The organism is Desulfovibrio desulfopostgatei (assembly GCF_053570645.1).
Map to the genome: position 1 here is coordinate 2,483,858 of NZ_JBRBQS010000002.1, position 19,944 is coordinate 2,503,801.

Annotated in this window: 15 protein-coding genes; 7 read left to right on the forward strand and 8 right to left on the reverse strand. The window is 58.4% G+C overall.

Annotated elements, in window-relative coordinates:
- Positions 1-23 precede the first annotated feature (23 nt).
- Positions 24-629 carry a sulfurtransferase-like selenium metabolism protein YedF gene (gene yedF, locus ACUZ9Q_RS11025; RefSeq protein ID WP_449247886.1) on the forward strand — a complete coding sequence of 202 codons (606 nt, stop codon included), beginning with the start codon at positions 24-26 and terminating at the stop codon, positions 627-629.
- A 264-nt stretch (positions 630-893) separates the two neighbouring features.
- Here the strand turns inward: yedF and ACUZ9Q_RS11030 are convergent, their stop codons facing one another.
- The 5 genes from ACUZ9Q_RS11030 to ACUZ9Q_RS11050 all read right to left on the reverse strand — a co-directional run bounded on the left by ACUZ9Q_RS11030 (position 894) and on the right by ACUZ9Q_RS11050 (position 8,582).
- Positions 894-2,093 carry an iron-containing alcohol dehydrogenase gene (locus ACUZ9Q_RS11030; protein WP_192113392.1) on the reverse strand — a complete coding sequence of 400 codons (1,200 nt, stop codon included), beginning with the start codon at positions 2,091-2,093 and terminating at the stop codon, positions 894-896.
- Positions 2,094-2,648: 555 nt separating this feature from the next.
- The gene (locus ACUZ9Q_RS11035; protein ID WP_227119245.1) at positions 2,649-5,648 is read right to left on the reverse strand and encodes a hypothetical protein; all 3,000 of its coding nucleotides are present in this window, start codon (positions 5,646-5,648) and stop codon (positions 2,649-2,651) included.
- A gap of 527 nt (positions 5,649-6,175) precedes the next feature.
- Complete coding sequence (locus ACUZ9Q_RS11040; protein WP_225530047.1) at positions 6,176-6,958, reverse strand: hypothetical protein; 783 nt, start codon at positions 6,956-6,958, stop codon at positions 6,176-6,178.
- Positions 6,955-7,299 (reverse strand): hypothetical protein, encoded by a 345-nt coding sequence (locus ACUZ9Q_RS11045; RefSeq protein ID WP_192113391.1) that lies wholly within the window; start codon positions 7,297-7,299, stop codon positions 6,955-6,957. The genes ACUZ9Q_RS11040 and ACUZ9Q_RS11045 overlap by 4 nt, the downstream gene beginning before the upstream one ends.
- Positions 7,300-7,307: 8 nt before the next feature.
- Positions 7,308-8,582, reverse strand: coding sequence for a YIP1 family protein (locus ACUZ9Q_RS11050; RefSeq protein WP_192113390.1), 1,275 nt, complete (start codon positions 8,580-8,582; stop codon positions 7,308-7,310).
- Between the two features lie 355 nt (positions 8,583-8,937).
- Between ACUZ9Q_RS11050 and ACUZ9Q_RS11055 the strand changes: the two genes are divergently transcribed.
- Positions 8,938-10,158, forward strand: a complete 1,221-nt coding sequence (locus ACUZ9Q_RS11055) for a sodium:calcium antiporter (RefSeq protein WP_192113389.1) — start codon at positions 8,938-8,940, stop codon at positions 10,156-10,158.
- Between the two features lie 103 nt (positions 10,159-10,261).
- Positions 10,262-11,230 (forward strand): DUF3298 domain-containing protein, encoded by a 969-nt coding sequence (locus ACUZ9Q_RS11060; protein WP_449247887.1) that lies wholly within the window; start codon positions 10,262-10,264, stop codon positions 11,228-11,230.
- Between the two features lie 86 nt (positions 11,231-11,316).
- On the opposite strand, the gene uvrC is transcribed toward ACUZ9Q_RS11060, so the two are convergent.
- Positions 11,317-13,206, reverse strand: coding sequence for an excinuclease ABC subunit UvrC (uvrC, locus tag ACUZ9Q_RS11065; protein WP_192113387.1), 1,890 nt, complete (start codon positions 13,204-13,206; stop codon positions 11,317-11,319).
- A gap of 135 nt (positions 13,207-13,341) precedes the next feature.
- Positions 13,342-14,553, reverse strand: coding sequence for a tryptophan synthase subunit beta (trpB, locus tag ACUZ9Q_RS11070; protein ID WP_215648048.1), 1,212 nt, complete (start codon positions 14,551-14,553; stop codon positions 13,342-13,344).
- 400 nt (positions 14,554-14,953) lie between these two features.
- Here trpB and thyX point away from each other — a divergent pair, with 400 nt between their 5' ends.
- The gene (thyX, locus tag ACUZ9Q_RS11075) at positions 14,954-15,748 is read left to right on the forward strand and encodes an FAD-dependent thymidylate synthase (protein ID WP_449247888.1); all 795 of its coding nucleotides are present in this window, start codon (positions 14,954-14,956) and stop codon (positions 15,746-15,748) included.
- Between the two features lie 88 nt (positions 15,749-15,836).
- Here thyX and ACUZ9Q_RS11080 read toward each other — a convergent pair whose 3' ends face one another.
- The gene (locus ACUZ9Q_RS11080) at positions 15,837-17,105 is read right to left on the reverse strand and encodes an O-antigen ligase family protein (protein WP_449247889.1); all 1,269 of its coding nucleotides are present in this window, start codon (positions 17,103-17,105) and stop codon (positions 15,837-15,839) included.
- 231 nt (positions 17,106-17,336) lie between these two features.
- On the opposite strand from ACUZ9Q_RS11080, the gene ACUZ9Q_RS11085 reads away from it, so the two are divergent.
- From ACUZ9Q_RS11085 to ACUZ9Q_RS11095, 3 genes are all read left to right on the forward strand, one after another.
- Positions 17,337-18,020 (forward strand): NYN domain-containing protein, encoded by a 684-nt coding sequence (locus ACUZ9Q_RS11085; protein WP_192113383.1) that lies wholly within the window; start codon positions 17,337-17,339, stop codon positions 18,018-18,020.
- A 248-nt stretch (positions 18,021-18,268) separates the two neighbouring features.
- Positions 18,269-19,012: a basic amino acid ABC transporter substrate-binding protein gene (locus ACUZ9Q_RS11090; protein ID WP_215648050.1), complete on the forward strand. Its 744-nt coding sequence runs from the start codon at positions 18,269-18,271 to the stop codon at positions 19,010-19,012.
- Positions 19,013-19,076: 64 nt separating this feature from the next.
- Entirely contained in the window at positions 19,077-19,820 is a 744-nt protein-coding gene (locus ACUZ9Q_RS11095) for a basic amino acid ABC transporter substrate-binding protein (RefSeq protein WP_227119241.1), read from the forward strand.
- Positions 19,821-19,944 lie beyond the last annotated feature (124 nt).

The window sequence follows — 19,944 nt, forward strand, 5'->3', positions numbered from 1 at the left end:
ATATCATGAACAGGAGAATATTCATGGAACAATTAGATTGCAGAGGGCTGGCCTGCCCCCAGCCCGTCATGCGCACCCGCGATGCCCTGGCAGCAGGAACAAATGCCCTTGAAGTACTGGTAGATAATGAGCCCGCGCGGGAAAACGTGCGACGTTTTCTGGAGGGTCGGGGCTTTACGGTTGCCGCCAGCCAGGAAGGCCCCGACTGCTGGCGCATCACGGCAAGTGCCGGTGAATCTGCGGTATCCACCCCGCAGCAGGCAGAGGAAGCATCCCGCCCTCTGGGCGAAACCAACAAGACGCTGGTGCTCATCACCACTGAGACCATTGGCCGTGGCGATGACGGGCTGGGCGCAAAACTCATGGGCAATTTTGTGGCAACCCTGCCGGAGCTAGGACCTCGCCTGTGGCGTATTGTGCTGATCAACGGCGGCGTCAAGCTGGCATCACAGCCTGGCCCTGCGCTGGACGCCCTGAAAAAGATGGCAGCCGATGGCGTTTCTGTGCTTGTGTGCGGCACCTGCCTTGCGCACTTTGGCCTGCTGGAAGCCAAGCAAGTGGGCGATACCTCAAATATGCTCGATATTGTCACCAGCCTTGATCTGGCGGACAAAGTCATCCGCCCCTGAGCCACCGCCCCTCGGGCATGGGCTGCCTTACCACGCAAAAAGCGGCATGGTTTCCATGCCGCTTTTTGCGTCGTGGAGCAAAGCCACATCGTTTTTTCATTTCATACTGCTGTCAGGCACTCGGTACTGAGGGGCGTAAACCACAACGCAAAGCAAGAAAAACGGCGCGGAAAGCCCGCGCCGTTTTTCATACCACGATGTCTGCCAATGGCCTGCCCCACCGGGGGCATCAGGCAAACGGCCTACATTCTGGAGGACACTGTATTACAGGGCCGCCTTGTAGATAGCCGCCACAGCCGCATCCGTCATGGAGCGGGGGTTGGTAAGGCCGCAGGCGTCCTTCTGGGCGTTGGCGGTCATGGTGGGGATATCGGCTTCGCGTACTTCCTTGCCGTACTTCTTGCCAAGGGCGATCAGGCCATCAGGGATACCCACGTCCTTGGACAGGATGTTGATGGCGGTGATGGCTTTGCGCGAGGCTTCGTCAGCGCTGATGCCCTGGGTGAGTTCGCCCAGGAGCTGGGCAATGCGGCCAAAGCGGCGGCGGCTAGAGATACGGTTGTATTCGCACACATGGGGCAGCAGGATGGCGTTGCATTCGCCGTGGGGCAGGTCATAGAAGCCGCCAAGCTGGTGAGCCATGGCGTGCACGTGGCCGAGGCTGGCGTTGTTGAAAGCCATACCAGCCAGATACTGGGCATAGCACATGCCTTCGCGGGCTTCCTTGTCCCGGCCGTTGGCAACGGCGCGGCGCAGGTAACGGTTGATGTATTCCATGGCCTTTTCAGCGCAGGCATCGGTCATGGGCGTGGCGGCGGTGGAAACATAGGCTTCCACAGCGTGGGTCAGGGCGTCCATGCCGGTGGCCGCGGTCAGGGCCGGGGGCATGCCCATCATCAGAACGGGATCGTCAATGGCCACGCTGGGGGTACAGCGCCAGTCAACAATGGCCATTTTCACCTTGCGGGAGGTATCGGTGATGATGCAGAAACGCGTCATTTCAGAGGCGGTGCCAGCGGTGGTATTAACAGCAACATACGGGGGGAAGGGCTTTTTGGACTTGTCCACGCCCTCATAGTCATGAATCTTGCCACCGTTGCCAGCCAAAAAGCCTACGCCCTTGCCGCAGTCATGCGAGCTGCCGCCGCCAAGGGTAACGATGCTGTCGCACTTTTCCTTTTTGTACAGGTCAAAAGCTTCTGCAACGTTTTTGTCCGTGGGGTTCGGGATGGTCTTATCGTATATGGCATACTTCATCTTGGCGGCATCAAGGATGTCGGTGATCACTTTAAGGATGCCGGCATTAACGATACCCTGGTCAGTTACAACCAGCGGCTTCGCACCATTGATGCTCTTCAATCGAGCAGGAATCTCTTTGGAACATCCCTCGCCCACCAGGGTGACGTTGGGGATAAAGAACGAGGTGATCTGACCCATATGCATGCTCTTAAGATCCGTACTCATTCGTAACTCCTTTTGTTATACAGAACGATATCAGTGTGAAATGCTCTGTCGTAAGTATGAAAGACTCCTGTGGGAAAAAATATACCATATAAAAAGCCAATGCAAGCATAACAAAGCATTTAGTTAGTTCTTTTTTTCCTTTTAGTTTCACATTCAAAAGTTCTTTTTTGCACAAGCAACTAGAGTGTAAAATTATTTTTTGCACAAGCACACCTTTGATTGATTGACCACACAATGCACCCGCTTAAAATAAAACCGTGAAAAAACAGATGACTAACCGTTTTGCATTGTACTTTTGCCACAACAACAAAAAAACCACCGGAGCAGGTGAACCTGCAACGGTGGTTTGAAGACGGGAACCGCGTCGTTCCCATACTTCCGGTGTGTGCTGGCGCTGCCTGTCAGGCAGGAGCGCCTTGTGCCCGGCGCAAAGGCAACTGCCAGCGCCCGCTGTATGATTTATTCAGATGATGCCTGCGCAGCAGGCATCATCTGTTCTCTTGCTGCCGTTTGGCCTATATCTGGCTTCCTGGCGCCAACTGCAACCGCAATGGCTTAGAACGTTCCCGGTTCCCGCATTTTTCCGGGGCGACACAGACGGCTTAGCCGCCTCAGATATTCTTTACGCTTATCGAGATAAAAAGCCAGTGGCCGGGAGAAATTACGCCCAAGCAATCCGTCCACCAGCATCTGGCTGACCTCGCGCTCACGCGTCAGCACAAGCTGCGCCCGCGCAAGCACGTTGCGGTCAGCCTCGGGCATGGCCCTGGCAATCTGCCGGAAGGCATCCTGCGCGCGGGGCTGATAGAACCATATATACATGAGGTCAAGGGCGTTAATGATGAAAGCCCGTTCAAGCTCCTTGCCCATCACCCCGCCGCTGCCCTGCAAGCCGCCGGATTTTGCCAGTTTGATAAGAGCGTCTTCGTCAGGAAACAGCAATTCCAGGCGCGTGTAGCAGTCAAAAACATTGGCAAGCTTGCTGCGATAATCCCATCTGCGCATGCGCAGGTTCACCTGGCTGTCGGCATAACCCTCAATGAGAGCGGCAACCGAATCCGAGGCCATCTTGGAAATAACCGCGGCGCTCGGCACAAGATACATGGCCGGATTATCCACTCCCAGCAGAAAGGCCACCTGATACAGCACCCAGTTGTACAGCGACGACACCGGGATGGCCAGAAGGCTGCGAAACAGATTGCCGATGGATGCCTCTTTGGGAAAGCCGCGAAACACATTGTGCGCGCACAAATAGATGCCATTAACAAGGCTGAGCACGCCAAACACCATCCAGGGGTTCTGGGCTGCTGTAATGCCGAGTGTTTTGTCGAGCAGCAGCACACGCACCAGCATTTCAAGCAGCAGCACTGAAAAACCCGTGAACATGAGCGAATCGCACAAGCGGCTTACGTTGACCTGATCTTTCCAGTGAATGAGCGTGGAACGCGTTGCCCCCTTGGCAGCCATGACCATCTGCACCACGTTGCGGAATCCCGTAATGCCAAACCAGATAAAGGTGCCGCACCAGGCGAGGAACCACCAGTTCTGCGTATACATAAAGGAAAAAAACGCAGGGCAGAAGCCCATGAGCACCTTGAGGCAATTGCTTACAGAACTGTTAAAGTAGGCTGGCCCCAGAGGTTCGCTGCTGCCCTTTTCGCAGGCTTTGCCCAAAAGGCCGTTGCCGCAGGCAAGGCTCAAACCGCCAAGATTGAGCACGTTGCCCTTGGTGCAGATGCGAAAGTCCACGCTGGCGGTCTTCCAGACAGACTGGCGTTCCATACCCAGATGGCGGCAGCCCGGCAGATGGCGCAACAGCCGCAAGGCCTTTTGCCAGGGCGAAGGATTGCGGGGTTTGCTGTAACGCACGCATTCTTCAACCGGCGAGCACACGGGAATATCCGGCTGTTTTTGATCCCTTGCATAAAATTTGCGGCTGCGGGCAGGCAGGGTTTCGCGCAGCACAAACCCCATACCATAGGAATCGCGGCTCACCGAGCTTGTACCAAGGCGTGAACCAAGGGGCTTGTTGCGATAGTGCTCCCACAATTTCGGCACGTTGTGCAGAATATGGCGGAACTTTGCCGCGCGCTCCTCATCCTGGGTGCTCATACGGCGCACCATCGTGCGGATCATCTGCTTCACACGCGGGCCAAGCCCTTCATTGAGGGCCTGCTGCAACTCGCTGATGGCCTTGAGGCAGGAGTGCTTGCCTTCCATCCAGCCGCGCATGTTGAAAATTTCCAGATGGCTGATGCTGCCCCGGCTGTCCCACAAAAGCTCCGCCACGTCTTCCACGCTCAGCCCCTTGGTGGTCAGCACAAGGCGGTAGCCGGGGTTCAGTTCCGAAAGCTCGCGGGTAATGTCGCCCACAGAGAGTTGCATGAGCGGCGGCAGGTCGCCGTGCGCGCAGGGCTTGTTGAGGTCGGGCATTTCCGGGTGTTCCTGGGGCGAAAGCCAGTGATCGGCGATGTATTCAGCGCTCAGGTTGTCCAGAAAAACCAGTTCGGCCCTGGCCTCTTCGCTATCGCTCTCAAGCAACAGGGCTGCGCGTTCACGCAGCGAGGGCTGCACATGCGCATGCAGCGCCTCGGCAAGATGCAGTCCAGAGGCCTGCCCCCGGCCCACATGCCGCGAAAAACCCTCGCCGGTCAATTCCGGCACAGGCACTCCCCACTGGGCTTCAAGCTGCGGGCGCTGGATTTCGTTCCAGAGCGCAAGGCTTTCGAGCACGCGTTCACGACGCCAGCGCAGCACCTCGCGGCCCCGCTTCATGAGTTCGGCAACCTTGGGGCTGTGCAAAAACTCCAGAAAATCCTCGTTGGAGCTGAAACCACGAGGAATCCAGAACAGACTGATGAAGCGCCCGTAAAAAGGCAGATGAAATTCCAGACCAATACGCACGCCGATGCCGGTGATTTCCGCTGCGCGCAGAATTTCGCGCGCTGCCTCGGGCTGCACCCAGTATTCATAGGCAACAGTAAGGGAACGCATCCCCTTGATCCATGCGTCCATGATCAGGTGGGTGGGTGTTTTGCGGCCCTTGGTATTGGCGTCATACACATGGTCGTCAAAAGCGAGCTGATTCCAGCTTTCGGGCATTTCAGGCAGATGATAGCGCGCAAGCATGCGGCGCACCACGCGCGGCGTTCCCTGCACGGTGCGACGAAAATCGTGCGCCAGCTTGAGCTGCTCAAGCTGGTTGCCGTGGGCGCGCACCATGCTCTTCATGATCTGCATGAGGGCGCGCGCGGTGTTGCGACGCAGGGCCGAATGGGCGCTGTTGAGCACTTCATCATACAGGGTCTTGAGGGCAAGCAGGCGGTCGCGAGCCTGTGTACGGCCTGCCTGAAGGTTCCGCAGCAGGTTTATAACGGCATAAGCCATGCGCGAAACAGGCGATGCCACCAGTTCCTTGATGCCGTGCGGGTGCAGGCTGGGATCAAAAAGAAATGTGTCCGACTGTTTGCCATCGGATTCCAGAATACGGTTGACCAGAGCCAGGATGTCCCTGTCCTGCTTGTCAAAATAAATACCTTGCATCTTCGCGCACACGGCGGATCTCCTTTCTGCCGCTTCCCATTCAGCCAAATCCATTGGGGGAATGATCGGCAAGGAACTGTTCCCGCCTACCTATGCGGCCTTTTGCTGGCAAAAGGCCGGAGCCAAGACGGATGCGGCCGCGGTGACGCAGCGCGCAAACTGCTTGTGACGGAGTGAACAGCCCTAGTATTTCTTATTACTTACCCTGTGACAATAGCTTCGTCAAACAGAGCTTTTTCCTTACCACTCAAAAAGTTAGGAGCGGGGCATCACTGCCCCGCTCCAGCTTGACGGCAAAACCCGCATGGCGGGCTGTAACATATCGGCGGCGGCAAAACTGCCTTACCGAAAAAATCAAAAGACAGAATGGCAAAGCCGCACCACAAACTTTATCTGTCAGATATTGCTGGCAGTATTCTTTTTTACACGGCAAACACACCCACAAAGCTAACCTGACGCTACAGTTGCCCACTCCGCAGAAAGTTCAAAAAAGTACAATCACTGCGTCATATGAGGGACGGCAACGGATTGGTATACGCCTAAAAGGCCTTGGAGCCAAATACCGTATCCCAGAACGACTTTTCCTTGGACGAAGGATCAACCCAGGCCAGAACTTCGCGACCCATATCCCACGCCAGCGAGCGGGCGATAAAGCCCGATGGGTCGCCGGGGTTGCGCTCCCTGATGGAGAAAAGATAAAAATCATGCACCTGCCGGGCTTCCATCAGCCCGCCCTGCGCCATGGACCAGAGCAAGGTGCCGGAGCGCGCGTCATAGACTTCCATAGCCAGCGAAAGCGAACTGGAGCCAGTGCTGCCGCCGTCCATGTAGTGATTGATGTACCCCCCGACCACCATTTCCGCGCCGCGCTGGCGGGCCAGGGCTATGGCACGGGAGGGTTCGTACGGCGCGCCCTGCGGCGCATACTCAAGAGCCTGAAAGGCATTGAGCGAAAGCCAGACCTGCCAGACCTGCCGCGAAAGCATCTCGCTGAAGCTCACGGCATTGGCTATCTGCTGCGTGGCACGCAAGGGCACGAACAGGGCGCGGGGTCGCCTCCCCAGAACCATCTGCGGCGCCACGTAAATGGCAGGAGGCTGACGGCGCACAAAGTTGTTTATCTGAAACTGAAAAGGCGTACCGAAGTCGCCAGTGACGCTCACCGACCTGCGGCTGTCGTCCGGCGGCGAAGAACAGCCGCCGAGGAGCGTGAACAAAAGCGTTGCCAGAATCGTAGCTGTGACCAGCACCAGCGCAAGAGGCCCGCGCTGGCGCGACACCGCGCCGCCCAAGCCGCAAAACCGGGTATACAGATGGTTCATTGCGTTTTCTCCGAGGCCAGACATGCATTTTGCATGGAATCGAGCAGCTTTTCCCTGGCCTGCGCCAGGCTGTCGTGCAGATCGCGGCGTTTTTCTGCCGGGATGGTGCAAAACGAGGTCTGGCGGGTCATCTGCACAAGGCTGCGCATTTCCCGCTCCAGCTGCGCCAGATGGAGCGATTCCGCTTCCGTCAGCGCAATGCTTCTTCCGGCCAGTTCCGCCAGATGCCCAAGGTCTTCGGCCTTGGCGCGAATGGTGTCTGGCCTGATGCTTGCGCCATATTTACGACAATTGCGAAATTCATGCCAGAATAGCGCAATTCTTCGCCAAAAGCGGGCCATGGCAATCCTCAGAATTGGGCAGCCTTCATCACCTGCAGCAACAGCGGCGCGAGCAGCAGCACTACAGGGGCAAAGCCCATGAAGGTCTGCGGCCACGTAAGATTAAGAACCGTGCGGCACCCAACAAGGACGCAGGCGATCATCCAGATAAAGCCCACAATGGAGCCCAGCAGGGGCACCACGCACAAAAGCGAGGGTGCTGCCGCATAGGCCGCCACCTGAAACACCAGCGAGAATTCGGGCCTTTTGCCCGTTATGAAGCCATAGGTAAAATGCATCAGCGCCGACAGCACGTAGAGCTGCACCACAGAAACGCCGGTTTTGATCAGGATGGTCATGGGCAGGCTGAGCTGGGGCGAAAGCAGGATGAGCATTTTTTCCAGCTCGGGGTCAGAAGCGGCGCTGGGGGCCATGAGCGAAAGAAAGATGCCCGACCACACCCTTTCAATAATAACCTGAATGACGCTGATGATCAGATAGAACACCAACGGCCGCACCTGCGAGGATTCCGCCCGCATATGGGCAAAGAAGTTGTGCGCGCCAAACATGACCCGCATGCAGGTGTGATAAAAGGCGGATATCCAGCCATCCGGCTCAGGCGCGGCATCCCAGGGATTTGCTGGGCCGTGCTGCCCATCGTCCTGATTGTCTTCGCGGTCGTTTTCAAAACGCGAGGATTCACGCGCATAGGCGGCGCTGGCATTACGGCTGTCATCAGCATCATCGTCAGCCGAGCCAAAAAGCCCGCGCTGCGAGTTGCGTTTCTGCTGATTGTCGTCATCCCGGTCGCCAGCGCGTTTTTCACTGCCCTTATCGTCACGCTGACCAAAAATATTTTTGCCGCCCAGCAGCCCCCACAGATTACCTATATGCCTTTCTTCCCCAGTATCCGCCTGAGGAAATTTTCTGCCAGATTGCGGCTTTTGCGCGGGTTCACGGCTCTCGCCCCGCTCGTCGTCGGCACATGAGGGTTTCTGCACGGAATGACCGGGAACGATGGCCCCAGGGGGCAATGGATCATCATCGCCCGACTGCCAGGCTCCCCGCCCATGCTGTTCCGCACCCAAATTTTCGGGCCGCGCATCGGCGGCTTCGGAATCACCGCTGTGCGCAGGATTTTCAACGGGGTGTTCCGGCTCGGACAAAACATCCATGACCCCGACGCCGGGAACCAGACGGAACCGGCAGGCGCAGTGCGGGCATGTGGCTATAACTGCCTTGGAAGGCAGACGATCGGCGGGCAATTCGCGGCTGAAACCGCAACGCGGGCAAGTAATATTCACAAAAAGCTCCTAGGCTGACCGGTAACACCGGCACATAATTCACCGTCACTTTAGCCGCAGGCACCCATACTGGCAAGTGCCGCCTGCCTTCTTGCAACATTGCGGCGCAGGGTTCGGGCCGCAAAGCCTGTGCCCCTGATTTTGCAGCGCTGCGAGCCACTGAGCGCCTGGCGATGTTGTTGACAGCACAATGAACAACGTCTACTTTGGCGGCTCAAGGGGAGTAACTGGGTTCTTGAAACCCTGGCGACATCAACAGCATGGCCTCATGGCCTGGTGTCGCCGTCGGTATAGCCGATTAGTGAGACCTTGGCGTTACATCGCCAAGGTCTTTTTTATTTTTAAGGAGAACAGCATGACCATTCGCGCACTGCGCCCCTACATCATTGCCGTGGGTATGACCCTGCCAGGCATTGGGCTGCGTTTTCTGCACCCTGACGTTTCGCCGCTTCTGGTGGCCCTGCTCTCGGGCATGGCCATTCTGGGCGCATCCTTTCTGCTCACCTGGGCGTGCGAAGTCGCCCAGATGGACATTCCTCAGGCTGTAGCCGTGGCTGTTGTGGCTTTTATCGCCGTGCTGCCCGAATACGCCGTGGACATGTACTTTACCTGGATGGCGGGCCAGCACCCCGAGAGCGCCTACTCCCACTACGCCATTGCCAACATGACCGGGGCCAACAGGCTGCTCATCGGCGTGGGCTGGTCGTCCATTGTGCTTGTTTTTGCCAGACGGTTTCATACGGGAGTTTCCCTGCCGGACGACAAACGCACAGACGTGCTCTTTCTCGGGCTGGCAACCATTTACGCCCTGTTTATTCCGCTCAAGGGTTCGCTGACCTGGGTTGACGGCGTAGTGCTGCTGGGCATCTACATCTGGTACATCTGCATTATCGCCCGCAGACCCGTGGAAGAGGAAGAACCCGAAGGCCCCGCAGCCCTGCTGGCCCACTTTGCCAAAAAGGTACGCCTGCGCAGCGTTATTCTTATTTTCCTTTTTTCGGCGCTGGTCATTCTGTGCAATGCCGAACCCTTCAGCGAAAGCCTGGTTGCCAGCGGAAAACTGCTGGGCATCAACGAATTTTTGCTGGTGCAGTGGCTTGCGCCTCTTGCCTCGGAGTCGCCCGAATTCATCATTGCCCTCATGTTTGCCGCACGGGGCAATGCTTCGCTGGCCCTGGGCAGCCTGCTTTCGTCCAAGCTCAACCAGTGGACCCTGCTTGTGGGCATGATCCCCGGCGTCTACGCCGCGTCATCCGGCTCGCTTTCGCCTTCCATAAACCTTGACACTCACCAGTTTCAGGAAATACTACTGACCGCCGGGCAGTCTCTTTTTGCCGTGGCCCTGCTGGTGGATCTGCGCCTGCATGTACGCGAGGCCCTGTGGCTGTTCATCCTGTTTGCAGCCCAGTTGCTCTCGCCGCTCTATGACACCCAGGTTGAAGCCCTGCTGGGGCTTGCGCACGATCCTTTACGCCTGCACTATTTCTTTGCGCAGGTGTATCTGGTGCTGGCGGCAGTGCTGCTGCTCAGAAACTGGCGCGGCCTTCTGCGCCTGCGTGAAGGATTCAAGGTTTAAAGCTATTGTATTTACCGCCCGCATGTGTTCCTCTGCCAGCACATGCGGGCTTTGCCGCAAAACCCCGTCGGCCAGACTTTTCTGGCCGCTACAATGGATGAATATGCCCCGCTTAGTCTTTTTTCTGCTTCTGCTTTTGCCGCTGCTGGCATGCGCGCAAGCCGCCCTTGCCGCCCGTCTGCCCGAAGTGCAGGCAGCGGGATCACTGAAAGCTGAAACTCCAGTCCAGGGCATAAAAGTAATACCGGCCCGCAAGGATTCCGCGGGCGCGCCTCCCACTTCGCTGGCCGCTGCCGACCCCAATGCGGGCGCAGGCCAGCCCCCTCAGCACCAGGCCAATGCGGACAAAGCCCCCCCTGCCTCGGCAGATGTCGCGCCAGCGCCGGGAGCCGTGGAAAAAGCCGACGAAAAGACTGCGGCAGCCATTATTTCCGGTTCTCGCCGCCCTGGCATCATTGAACACCAGATCGTGCGCACCAACCGGGAAGACAAGCCGGATATCAATCTCAGCTATCCCTCGCTGGGTATTCGCGCAGTGGACGCCAATATCCGCGAATGGGCCACGGGCATTGCCAACGCCTTTGAAGAAACCTTCAATTCGCCCGGTCTGTACCCGGATGAAAACCGCCCGGTTCCCGAACTGTGGTGTTCCTACTCTCTAAGCCATCCTTCAGACAAGGCGCTGAGCATCACCTTTGAAGTCTGGACCTACACGGGCGGCGCACAGGGCAATCTGGACATCATGACCCTGAACTACAGCCTGCTGACAGGCCAGCGCCTTGGGCTGGTGGATATTTTTGAAGATCCGGACGCGGCCCTTGCCATCATGTCCGCATGGTCGCGCAGGGAACTTTTCCAGCGCCTCGGCGGCATGCGTCAGGAGCAGTACCTGCGCACAGGCCTTAATCCCGTGCCGGAAAACTTCGCCAGCCTGACCCTGACGCCCTCGGGCATACGCATAAACTTTCAGCCCTATCAGGTGGCCCCTGGCATGGCTGGCGCGCAGAAGGTGGAAATCCCCATTGAAGAACTCCAGCCTGCGCACCCCCTGATGCTGCTCTGGGGCAAATAAGGCCCCTCGCCGCAGCGCGCTCATATATGCAAAAAGCCCCTTTCGGGGCTTTTTTGTGAGCAGTCGTCAGTGACGCACGGCGGCAATCAGTCCAGACCGCGCAGCTTTTCGCGCAGCAGAGCGGCCTTGGCGGGGCCGATGCCGGGAATCTTGCACAAATCCTCCACCCCTGCGGCCCGCATGGCCTCAACGCTGCCAAAGTTATCCCACAACAAACGCGCCGTGGCAGGGCCTATACCCGGCAGGCGCATCAGCTCGCCGGACAGTGCTGCTCCCTGCCGCGCCCTGCGGTGTCGGCCAATGGCAAAACGGTGGGTGTTGTCGCGCACGTTCTGCAAAAACAGCAGTTCCGGGCCGCCCTCGCGCAGGGGCAGCGGATTTGCGCGGTTGGGCACAAAAATTCTGTCAGCCACATTGCCAGCGCGACGGTCGGCATGCCCCTCTTCATCCCTGGCCTTGGCAATGGCCGCGAGGGCGAAAAGGTCTTCCTGCCCTGCCTCGCGCAGGGCGCGCTGCACGGAGCCGAGCTGCCCGCGCCCGCCGTCTATGAGCAGCAAATCCGGCCACGGCGGGCCGCTCTCAAGCCTGCGCGCCACCCAGGCATACAGGGTGGCGTAGTCATCCCCGCTGTCGGGCATGGCATAGGCCCGGTACTGCGAACGTTCGGGCTTGCCGTCCTCAAAAACAACCATGCCCACGCGGGTCTGTTGCCCGCCGGTGTGGGACACGTCCACGCATTCAATGCGCATGGGCGGGCCGGGCAGGTGCAAAGCTTTTGCCAGACGCTCCAGAATATTCTGATCAGTTTTCTGTTCCTGACGGCGGGCTTCCTCCCGCGCGTTGGACTGCGCAAGGTCTATGAGCTGGTTGTCGCCCGCATTTTGCGGCGGCACAATGCGCACGGCTCCGCCCCGGCGATCGGCAAGAGTCTGCTCCAGAGTCTCGCGGGTTGATGCGCCGCTTTCGGCTGCCTGCCCGGTTTCGGCTGCCGCCTTCTCGCCCTCTTCCCCCTGCTCCTCTTCCTGATCGGCGGGGATCCAGGGCAGCAGGATGCGCGGGGGCGGCGTGGCCTGGCTGTAATACTGCCCCATGAACGACCACAAAAGCTCCGGCGCGTCTTCAAAAGTCAGGCCCGACCAGTAAAAAGCCCGTCCGTCCGTCACGGCCCCGTTGCGCACAAAGATAAGCCCCAGCGCCAGCCCCTTGTCCGCAGAAAACAGGCCCACCACGTCCATGTCGCCGCCGCCGGGCAGCACGGCGGCCTGCCGTTCAACCGTGCTTTCCACAGCGCGGATCTGGTCGCGCAGGCTGGCGGCCCTTTCAAATTCCAGTTCTTCGGCGGCCTGTTCCATGGCGGCGCGCAGCCCGCCAAGCAGCTCGGCAGAGCGCCCCTGGAGCAGATCCGTCACCTTGCGCACGTTTTCGTTGTATTCCTGCGATGTCACCATGCCCATGCAGGGCGCCGGGCATTGCCCCATAAAATGATACAGGCAGGGGCGCACACGGTTTTTCATGGCCTTGTCGGTGCAGCGCCGCAGGGCAAAGGCGCGGTGGATGAGCTTCCACGTTTCGCGCGCCGCCAGAGCAGACGTGAACGGGCCGAAATAGCGCGCGCCGTCCCGCCGCGCCTGCCGCACGATTTCCAGCCGGGGAAAGGGATGCTTGGGATTGATGCGAAAAAGCACGTACTGCTTGTCGTCGCGCAGCACGATGTTGTAGTGCGGCCTGTGCTTTTTGATGCAACTGGCTTCCAGCAGCAGGGCCTCTTTTTCCGTGGTCGTGGTCAGGTACTCGATGCTCTCGGCATGCGAAAGCATGGCCCGCGTTTTGGCGGGCAGGCCTTCTGGCCGAAAATAGGAGAGCACCCGGCGGCGCAGCACGCGCGCCTTGCCCACATAGATAATGCGGCCCTTGGCGTCCTTGTATAGGTAAACGCCGGGAGTAAGGGGAATGCTGGATGATTCGGGCTTCTGCATGACAAAAGAATGGTGAGTTAAAGAAAAAAAGCAAGTGCGGGGGAAAAAGCCAAAAGGCTTCCATCCCCCGCGCTCCTCCTGAAAAACTGGCGGGCGCTTGCTCGCGCAGCCGCCAGAGCAATTTAAAGAATTGCCCTAAATCAGACCCTTCTGCATCATTTCGGCCACCTGGGCCACGTCCTTGTCGCCACGGCCAGAGAGGTTCACCAGCAAGATACCGTCCACAGGCATGGCGGGGGCCATCTTCATGGCGTGGGCCAGCGCGTGGGAAGATTCCAGCGCCGGGATGATGCCTTCATGCCGCGAAAGGGCAAAAAATGCGTCCAGGGCTTCCTTGTCTGTCACGCTGACGTATTCGGCGCGGCCCATATCCTTGAGCAGGGCATGCTCCGGCCCCACAGAGGGATAATCAAGCCCGGCGGAAATGGAATACACTTCGCCCGCCTCGCCCGCAGGGTCCTTGATCATATAGGAATTGAAACCGTGCATGACGCCGGGTTCGCCCAGGCAGAGGGATGCGGCATGTTCGCCGTAGCTGTTGCCACGGCCTCCGGGTTCCACGCCCAAAAGGCGCACGTCCGCATCGTCAAGAAAGCCCGCGAACAGGCCGATGGCGTTGGAACCGCCGCCCACGCAACCAAGGCAGGCATCGGGCAGGCGGCCAGTTTCGGCCATCATCTGGGCGCGGGCCTCGCGCCCCACCACAGACTGAAAAACGCGCACCATATAAGGATACGGATGCGGGCCAACGGCAGAACCCAGCACATAGAACATTTCCGGGTCTTCAATCCACATGCCCAGAGCTTCGTCCACAGCTTCCTTGAGGGTGCGCTGGCCGCTCTTGGCAGCCACCACGCGCGAGCCAAGCATCTCCATGCGGATGACATTGAGGTGCTGGCGTTCAATATCCACTTCACCCATGCAGATGGTGCATTCCAGCCCCATCAGGGCCGCTGTGGCCGCAGTGGCGACACCGTGCTGGCCTGCGCCGGTTTCTGCAATAACGCGCTTTTTGCCCATGCGCTTTGCCAGCAGGCACTGCCCAAGGGTATTGTTGATCTTGTGCGCGCCCAGATGGTTGAGGTCTTCGCGCTTGAGCCATATCTGCGCGCCGCCAAGGTGACGGCTCAGGTTGGCGCAGTGGAATACCGGATTGGGCCGCCCCGTGTAGTGGGAGCAAAGATAATCCAGCTCTTTCTGGAAGGACGGATCCGCCTCGGCGGCCTTCATGGCTTCAGCCACTTCGTCCAGACGGGCCTTGAGAGGCTCGGGTACGAACTGCCCGCCATAGGCCCCAAAAAAGCCCTTGCTGTCAGGAATGCCGTAAGGGGCGGAATGCTGGCTCATGCGATCTCCTTCTTCATGCTGGGTTTCTGCAAATATCTGCGGCCTGCGCTGGTTTCAGCCTATGAAAGGCCATCCGGCGGCGGCATCTCAAAAAACTCCGTCACTCTGGCGTGTTGCCCGCGCCATGTCAAGATGCCGCCCCAAATACCCGCTCAGGGCGGGCCTTTTTCGGTTTATCCGCGCTTTGCGCGGCGCGGCCCGCAACCTTGCCCGCAGAGGTGCTTTGCCCTATAGTCTGCCTCTGTTTTACAGACCTGAGAGCAGCTAACCCATGAAATGCGTTAACTGCTCTGCAAGGATTTTCCTGAAAATCCTTGCCACGAAATGAACGCAGGCAGGCTTTGCCTGCCGTAAGCGGGCATTTCAAGTGTCAAATGCTCTAGATGTGAGGCGGAGATCCATGCTTGACGAAAAATACACTGGCAACGGCAAGGTTGTGCTGCTGGCAGGCGGCGGAAAAATCTACACGGATATCGCCGCCCGATTTGTGCGCAGCGAGCGCGATCTGGAAGAAATTGTGGCCTCGCCCTACTCGCGCCAGATCGTGCAGAATATTCTCGATTCCGGCCACCGGGCCGCGCTTGAATTCGACTTTTTTCTCTTTGGCGTTGAGGGCTATTCGCGCGTTACAGAAACCCAGCTTGTGCGCAAGCGGCTGGCCTCGTACCTCATAAAATCCGGACGGGCGGAACTGGGCGGCAAACGCCGTTATTCCGTAGTGTATCCGCGCAGCGTGGCCGAATTTTCCGCGCAGGTGACCCTGCCCGACGGGCACACGGCAACCCTCAGCGGGCACGATCTGGCTGACATTTCACGGCAGTGGTATGATGCTGGCCTTGACGCGGGCCTGCCAGAAGAAGATTTGCGCTACCTGAAGCCTCAGGCCACGGAATTCAAGGCCATCATCGGCATGAATGCCCACGCCCTGCTCGACTGGTTTGCCATCCGCTGCTGCCGCAATGCCCAGCAAGAAATACGGCATCTGGCGTGGCAGATGCTGCGCCTTTGCCGCAAGGCCGCGCCCGACCTCTTTGCCGGTGCAGGCCCAAGCTGCGTGCAGATGGGCTATTGCCCTGAAAACAAGCGCCAGCACGCCCGGTGCGTGGGCCGCGTGCTCACCAAGGAGCAGGCGCTCGAAATGCTGCGCTCTCATGGCGGGCAGCAGACCAGCGCGGAAGACTTTACCGATCAGTAAGGCTTCCCCACAAGGATTGTAAAAAAGTTTTGCGGTTACGCGCACCCTGTGCGCGTAACCGCATTATCTTTTGCTCGTATGCCGTTATTTAAAAAAATGTTTTGCTCACCGCTGCGGCTTCATCCTGACGCGCCTGCTCGGCCAGGTCTTCGGGTGCGGCATCCTGCCCGTTGACCACAGCCCCGATCATGACCCCAAGGTGGCTCATGGCAAGCCCCAGCCACCAGATGCGGTAAAAATCATGCCCAAAGATGCCGTTGACCAGCCAGCCGCCAAAACCGATCCAGAACCAGGCGGTCATACGCCAGTAGTTGCTGGGGCTTTTGCTTTCAAGCTCTGCCAGCAGGCGCGGGCGTATACGCTTGTAGCCCCACCATATGAAGCCCAGCAGAAAAATCATGCCCAGCACAAAGCCAACAATACCATGCGCGTACAGCATATCCAGATAAAGGTTGTGCGGATGGCTGATGGTGATAACGTCTTTTTCAGGCGTAAGGCCGAGCGCGCGGAAGGCCTCATTATAACGGCCCGCACCGGCTCCCAGCCAGGGATGCTCGCAAAACACCTGCCATGCCAGATGCCACAGGCTCCAGCGGCCATCGCTCTCCACCGCGCCCAGCCCGGCCCGCCCCTGTAGCACGAGCACAGCCAGCAGAATGCCCAGCGAGCCCACGGCCAGCTTGAAGCGTCCACGGCCTCCGCGCAGCAGAACCCACAAACCAAAGGAAACAGCCACGGCCAGCGCGCCGCTGCGGCTGCTTGCGCCAATCAGCAAAAAAAACGCGGGCCAGAGCGTTGCAAACCACAGCAGGGCCGAAGCCGCAGGCGAGAGGGCACGGCGCAGGATAAACCAGAGGGAAAAGGCAGGAATGAGCGCCAGGGCTATGTAGTTGCCCACAGTATAATCGCCGAGGCTCCCCGTGAGCCTGCCCGCATTAAGGGCGTAGCCCATGATGAAATCCGTGCCGGTCAGCGCCTGATGCAGGCCATCCAGCCCTTCCCAGAAGCAGGCCAGCACGCAGGCCCACACAAGGCGGCGCAGGTCTTTTTCGCTCCGCACGCATTCCATGCCGATGAACGGCAGAATAAAACCCTTGTTGATGCCTGTGCCCGCGTGAAGAAGCGAAGTCCATATGTTCTCTGAAAAAAACACGCCAATGCCGATCATGGCCCACAGGCAATAAAAAAGCGGGCGCGCATCAAGCCTGTGCAAAACGCTTTCTGTCCAGTTGTAGCGATAAAAGAGCAACAGAAAAATAAAGCAGATGACTGGCAAGACCTCACGCGCGCCGTACCCTATGGGAAAGGAGGCCAGCGAAATCCAGAACGACCAGAAAAGGCAACGGCTCCACTGCACATCTGACGGATTGCGCCGTGCGCAAAGCAGGCGCTCCCGTACGTGCAAACCCCGTTTTTTTGCTTCATTAAATATATTCAGCACTGCGCATGCGCCCTTTGTTTGGATACAGATTATGGCGCAAGATGTATCCGTTGGCGGGCATAAATTCAAGTAGCAGTAAAGTCCTTGCATTAGGGAAACAGGCAAAATATACTTTTGCGATAAATTATTTCACCATTGAGGTATAATATGGCCAGATTTACCGGTTTTGACGAAGTATTCAGTGCACTTTACGTTGACTTCGACAATATTTACACCCGCTTTCTTGAAATTGACCCCGAGGCGGCCAGGGCCTTTGGCTCTGTTCCATACCGGTGGGTGCGCTGGATTGAAAACCATGCGCTGCGCATTCTTTACGGCGAAGGCGTGCGCCGCCGCATCCTCAAGCGCATGTGCTACCTGAACCCCCAGCGCTATCAGGAATACCGTAACCCCTTCATCCGCAGCGCATTTCAGGTGGTGGACTGCCCGCCGCTGACCACCCGCGGCAAGACCAGCACAGATATCCATCTGGTGATGGACTGCATGGACGACCTCTCCCACTCCACCCACTTTGACGAATTCATCATTCTTTCCGGCGATGCGGACTTTACCCCCCTGCTCATCCGCTTGCAGGAACATGCCCGCCGCACCTTGGTGCTTTCTGTGGGCTATTCTTCACCCGCATACACGGCTGCGGCATCCTGGCGCATCCGCGAAGACTGGTTTTTGCAGCAGGCCCTGCGCGACGAGCGCGCCGATGAAGTGGACGACCAGCCCATTGCTGTAGTGCCCACACCCCCCATTGCCCGCACCGCGCACGCAGCGCCTTCCGCCCCCGAAAAAAACCCTGACGACGAAGACGAAGGCCCAGCCCCCGGAAATGCGTGGTAAATACCCGCAAACTGTCGCCCCAACGGCCCGAAGCGCTTGACGCCGGGAGCCGCCAACGCTAAAAAGTGAGACGCTCTTTTCTGGTTGGTAGCCCGCTCTACTGGTGCACCCCGCGCTTACCGGCGAACCACGGACCGCCGCAGCCTGTAGCCGTTTTCAGTGATTACGGCCACATGATTACGGCGCAGGCGTCCCCCATGACGCATACAGCGGCGGGCCTGAATCATAAAACCTGGTTAGGAGGTCCTATGTTTCGCCGTGTTATTCTTGCCCTGATTACCCTTGCCCTGCTCTGCGGGCCGGCGGCTGCCGCCGAAAAATTCATTGTGGCCAGCGACTGCACATGGCCCCCCATGGAAATGCTGGACGCCAACAAGCAGCCTGAAGGCTTCTCCACTGACTACCTCCGCGCCATGGGCAAAGCCGCAGGCTTTGAGGTTGAAGTGCGCAACATCGCGTGGGACGGCATTTTTGGCGGTGTGGCCACCGGACAGTACGACATCGTGGCTTCCTCGGTGACCATTACCCCCGAGCGTGAAAAGCAGTTTGACTTCTCCGCTCCTTACTATGAAGTGGTTCAGGCCGTGGTGCTGCCCGCTGGCAAGAGCATCAAGACCCTGGCCGACCTCAAGGGCAAGAAGGTCGGCGGCCAGATCGGCACCACCGGCATCTTTGTTATGCGCAAGGCCAATGTCAACGCGGATATCAAGGAATATGACGATGTGGGCCTGGCCATTCAGGATCTCGTGGGCGGCCGTCTTGACGCCGTTATCTGCGATGATCCCGTTGCCATGTACTATGTGAACAAAAAGCCTGACACCGCCGGCAAGCTGAACATTTCGTTCAAGGCCGACGAAAAGGAATACTATGGCTTCACCGTCCGCAAGGGCCGCAAAGACCTGGTGGAAAAGCTGAACAAGGGCATTGCCGCTGTGAAGGCTTCTGGCGAAGACCGCAAAATTGCTGAAAAGTGGCTTGGTAAATCCAACTAACGTTCCGTTTTCGCGGGGCGTTCGGGCTTGTCCTGGGCGCCCCGCCGTATTTTAAGGAGTGGACATGATCCGTCGTCTGTTGCTGGCCCTGGTTGCCGTTTCCCTTTTGTGCGGCCAGGCCATGGCTGCTGAAAAATTCATTGTGGCCACCGACTGCACCTGGCCCCCCATGGAAATGCTGGACGCCAACAAGCAGCCCATTGGCTTTGATGTGGACTTCATCACTGCCGTTGGCAAGGCCGCCGGTTTTGAGGTTGATGTGCGCAACATCGCCTGGGACGGCATTTTCGGCGGCGTAGCCACCGGACAGTACGACATCGTGGCTGCCGCCACCACTATCACCGAAGAACGCCAGAAGCAGTTTGACTTCTCTGATCCTTATTATGAAGTTGCCCAGGCCGTAGTGCTGCCCGCTGGCAAGAGCATCAAGAGCCTGGCTGACCTCAAGGGCAAGAAGGTCGGCGGCCAGATCGGCACCACCGGCGTGTTTGTTATCCGCAAGGCTGGCGTGACTGTTGACCTCAAGGAATACGACGATGTGGGCCTTGCCATCCAGGACATGCTGGGCGGCCGCCTTGACGCCGTTATCTGCGATGATCCGGTTGCGCTCTACTACGTCAACAAAAAGGCCGACACCGCTGGCAAGCTGAACATTTCCTTCAAGACAGAAGAAAAGGAATACTACGGCTTTACCGTGCGCAAGGGCCGCAAGGACCTGGTGGAAAAGCTGAACAAGGGCATCAAGGACGTGAAAGCCTCCGGCGTGGAAGCCCAGTTGCTCCAGAAGTGGATGGGCGCTTCCAAGTAATTTGCCTTTTTTCGTGATATTTTGGTGGCTTCCGGACTTTTGTCCGGAAGCCATTGCATAAACCAGGGCAATGCCTTACACCACAGGGCCAGCCCGTTATAACCCGCGGCATCCCGGCACGGCC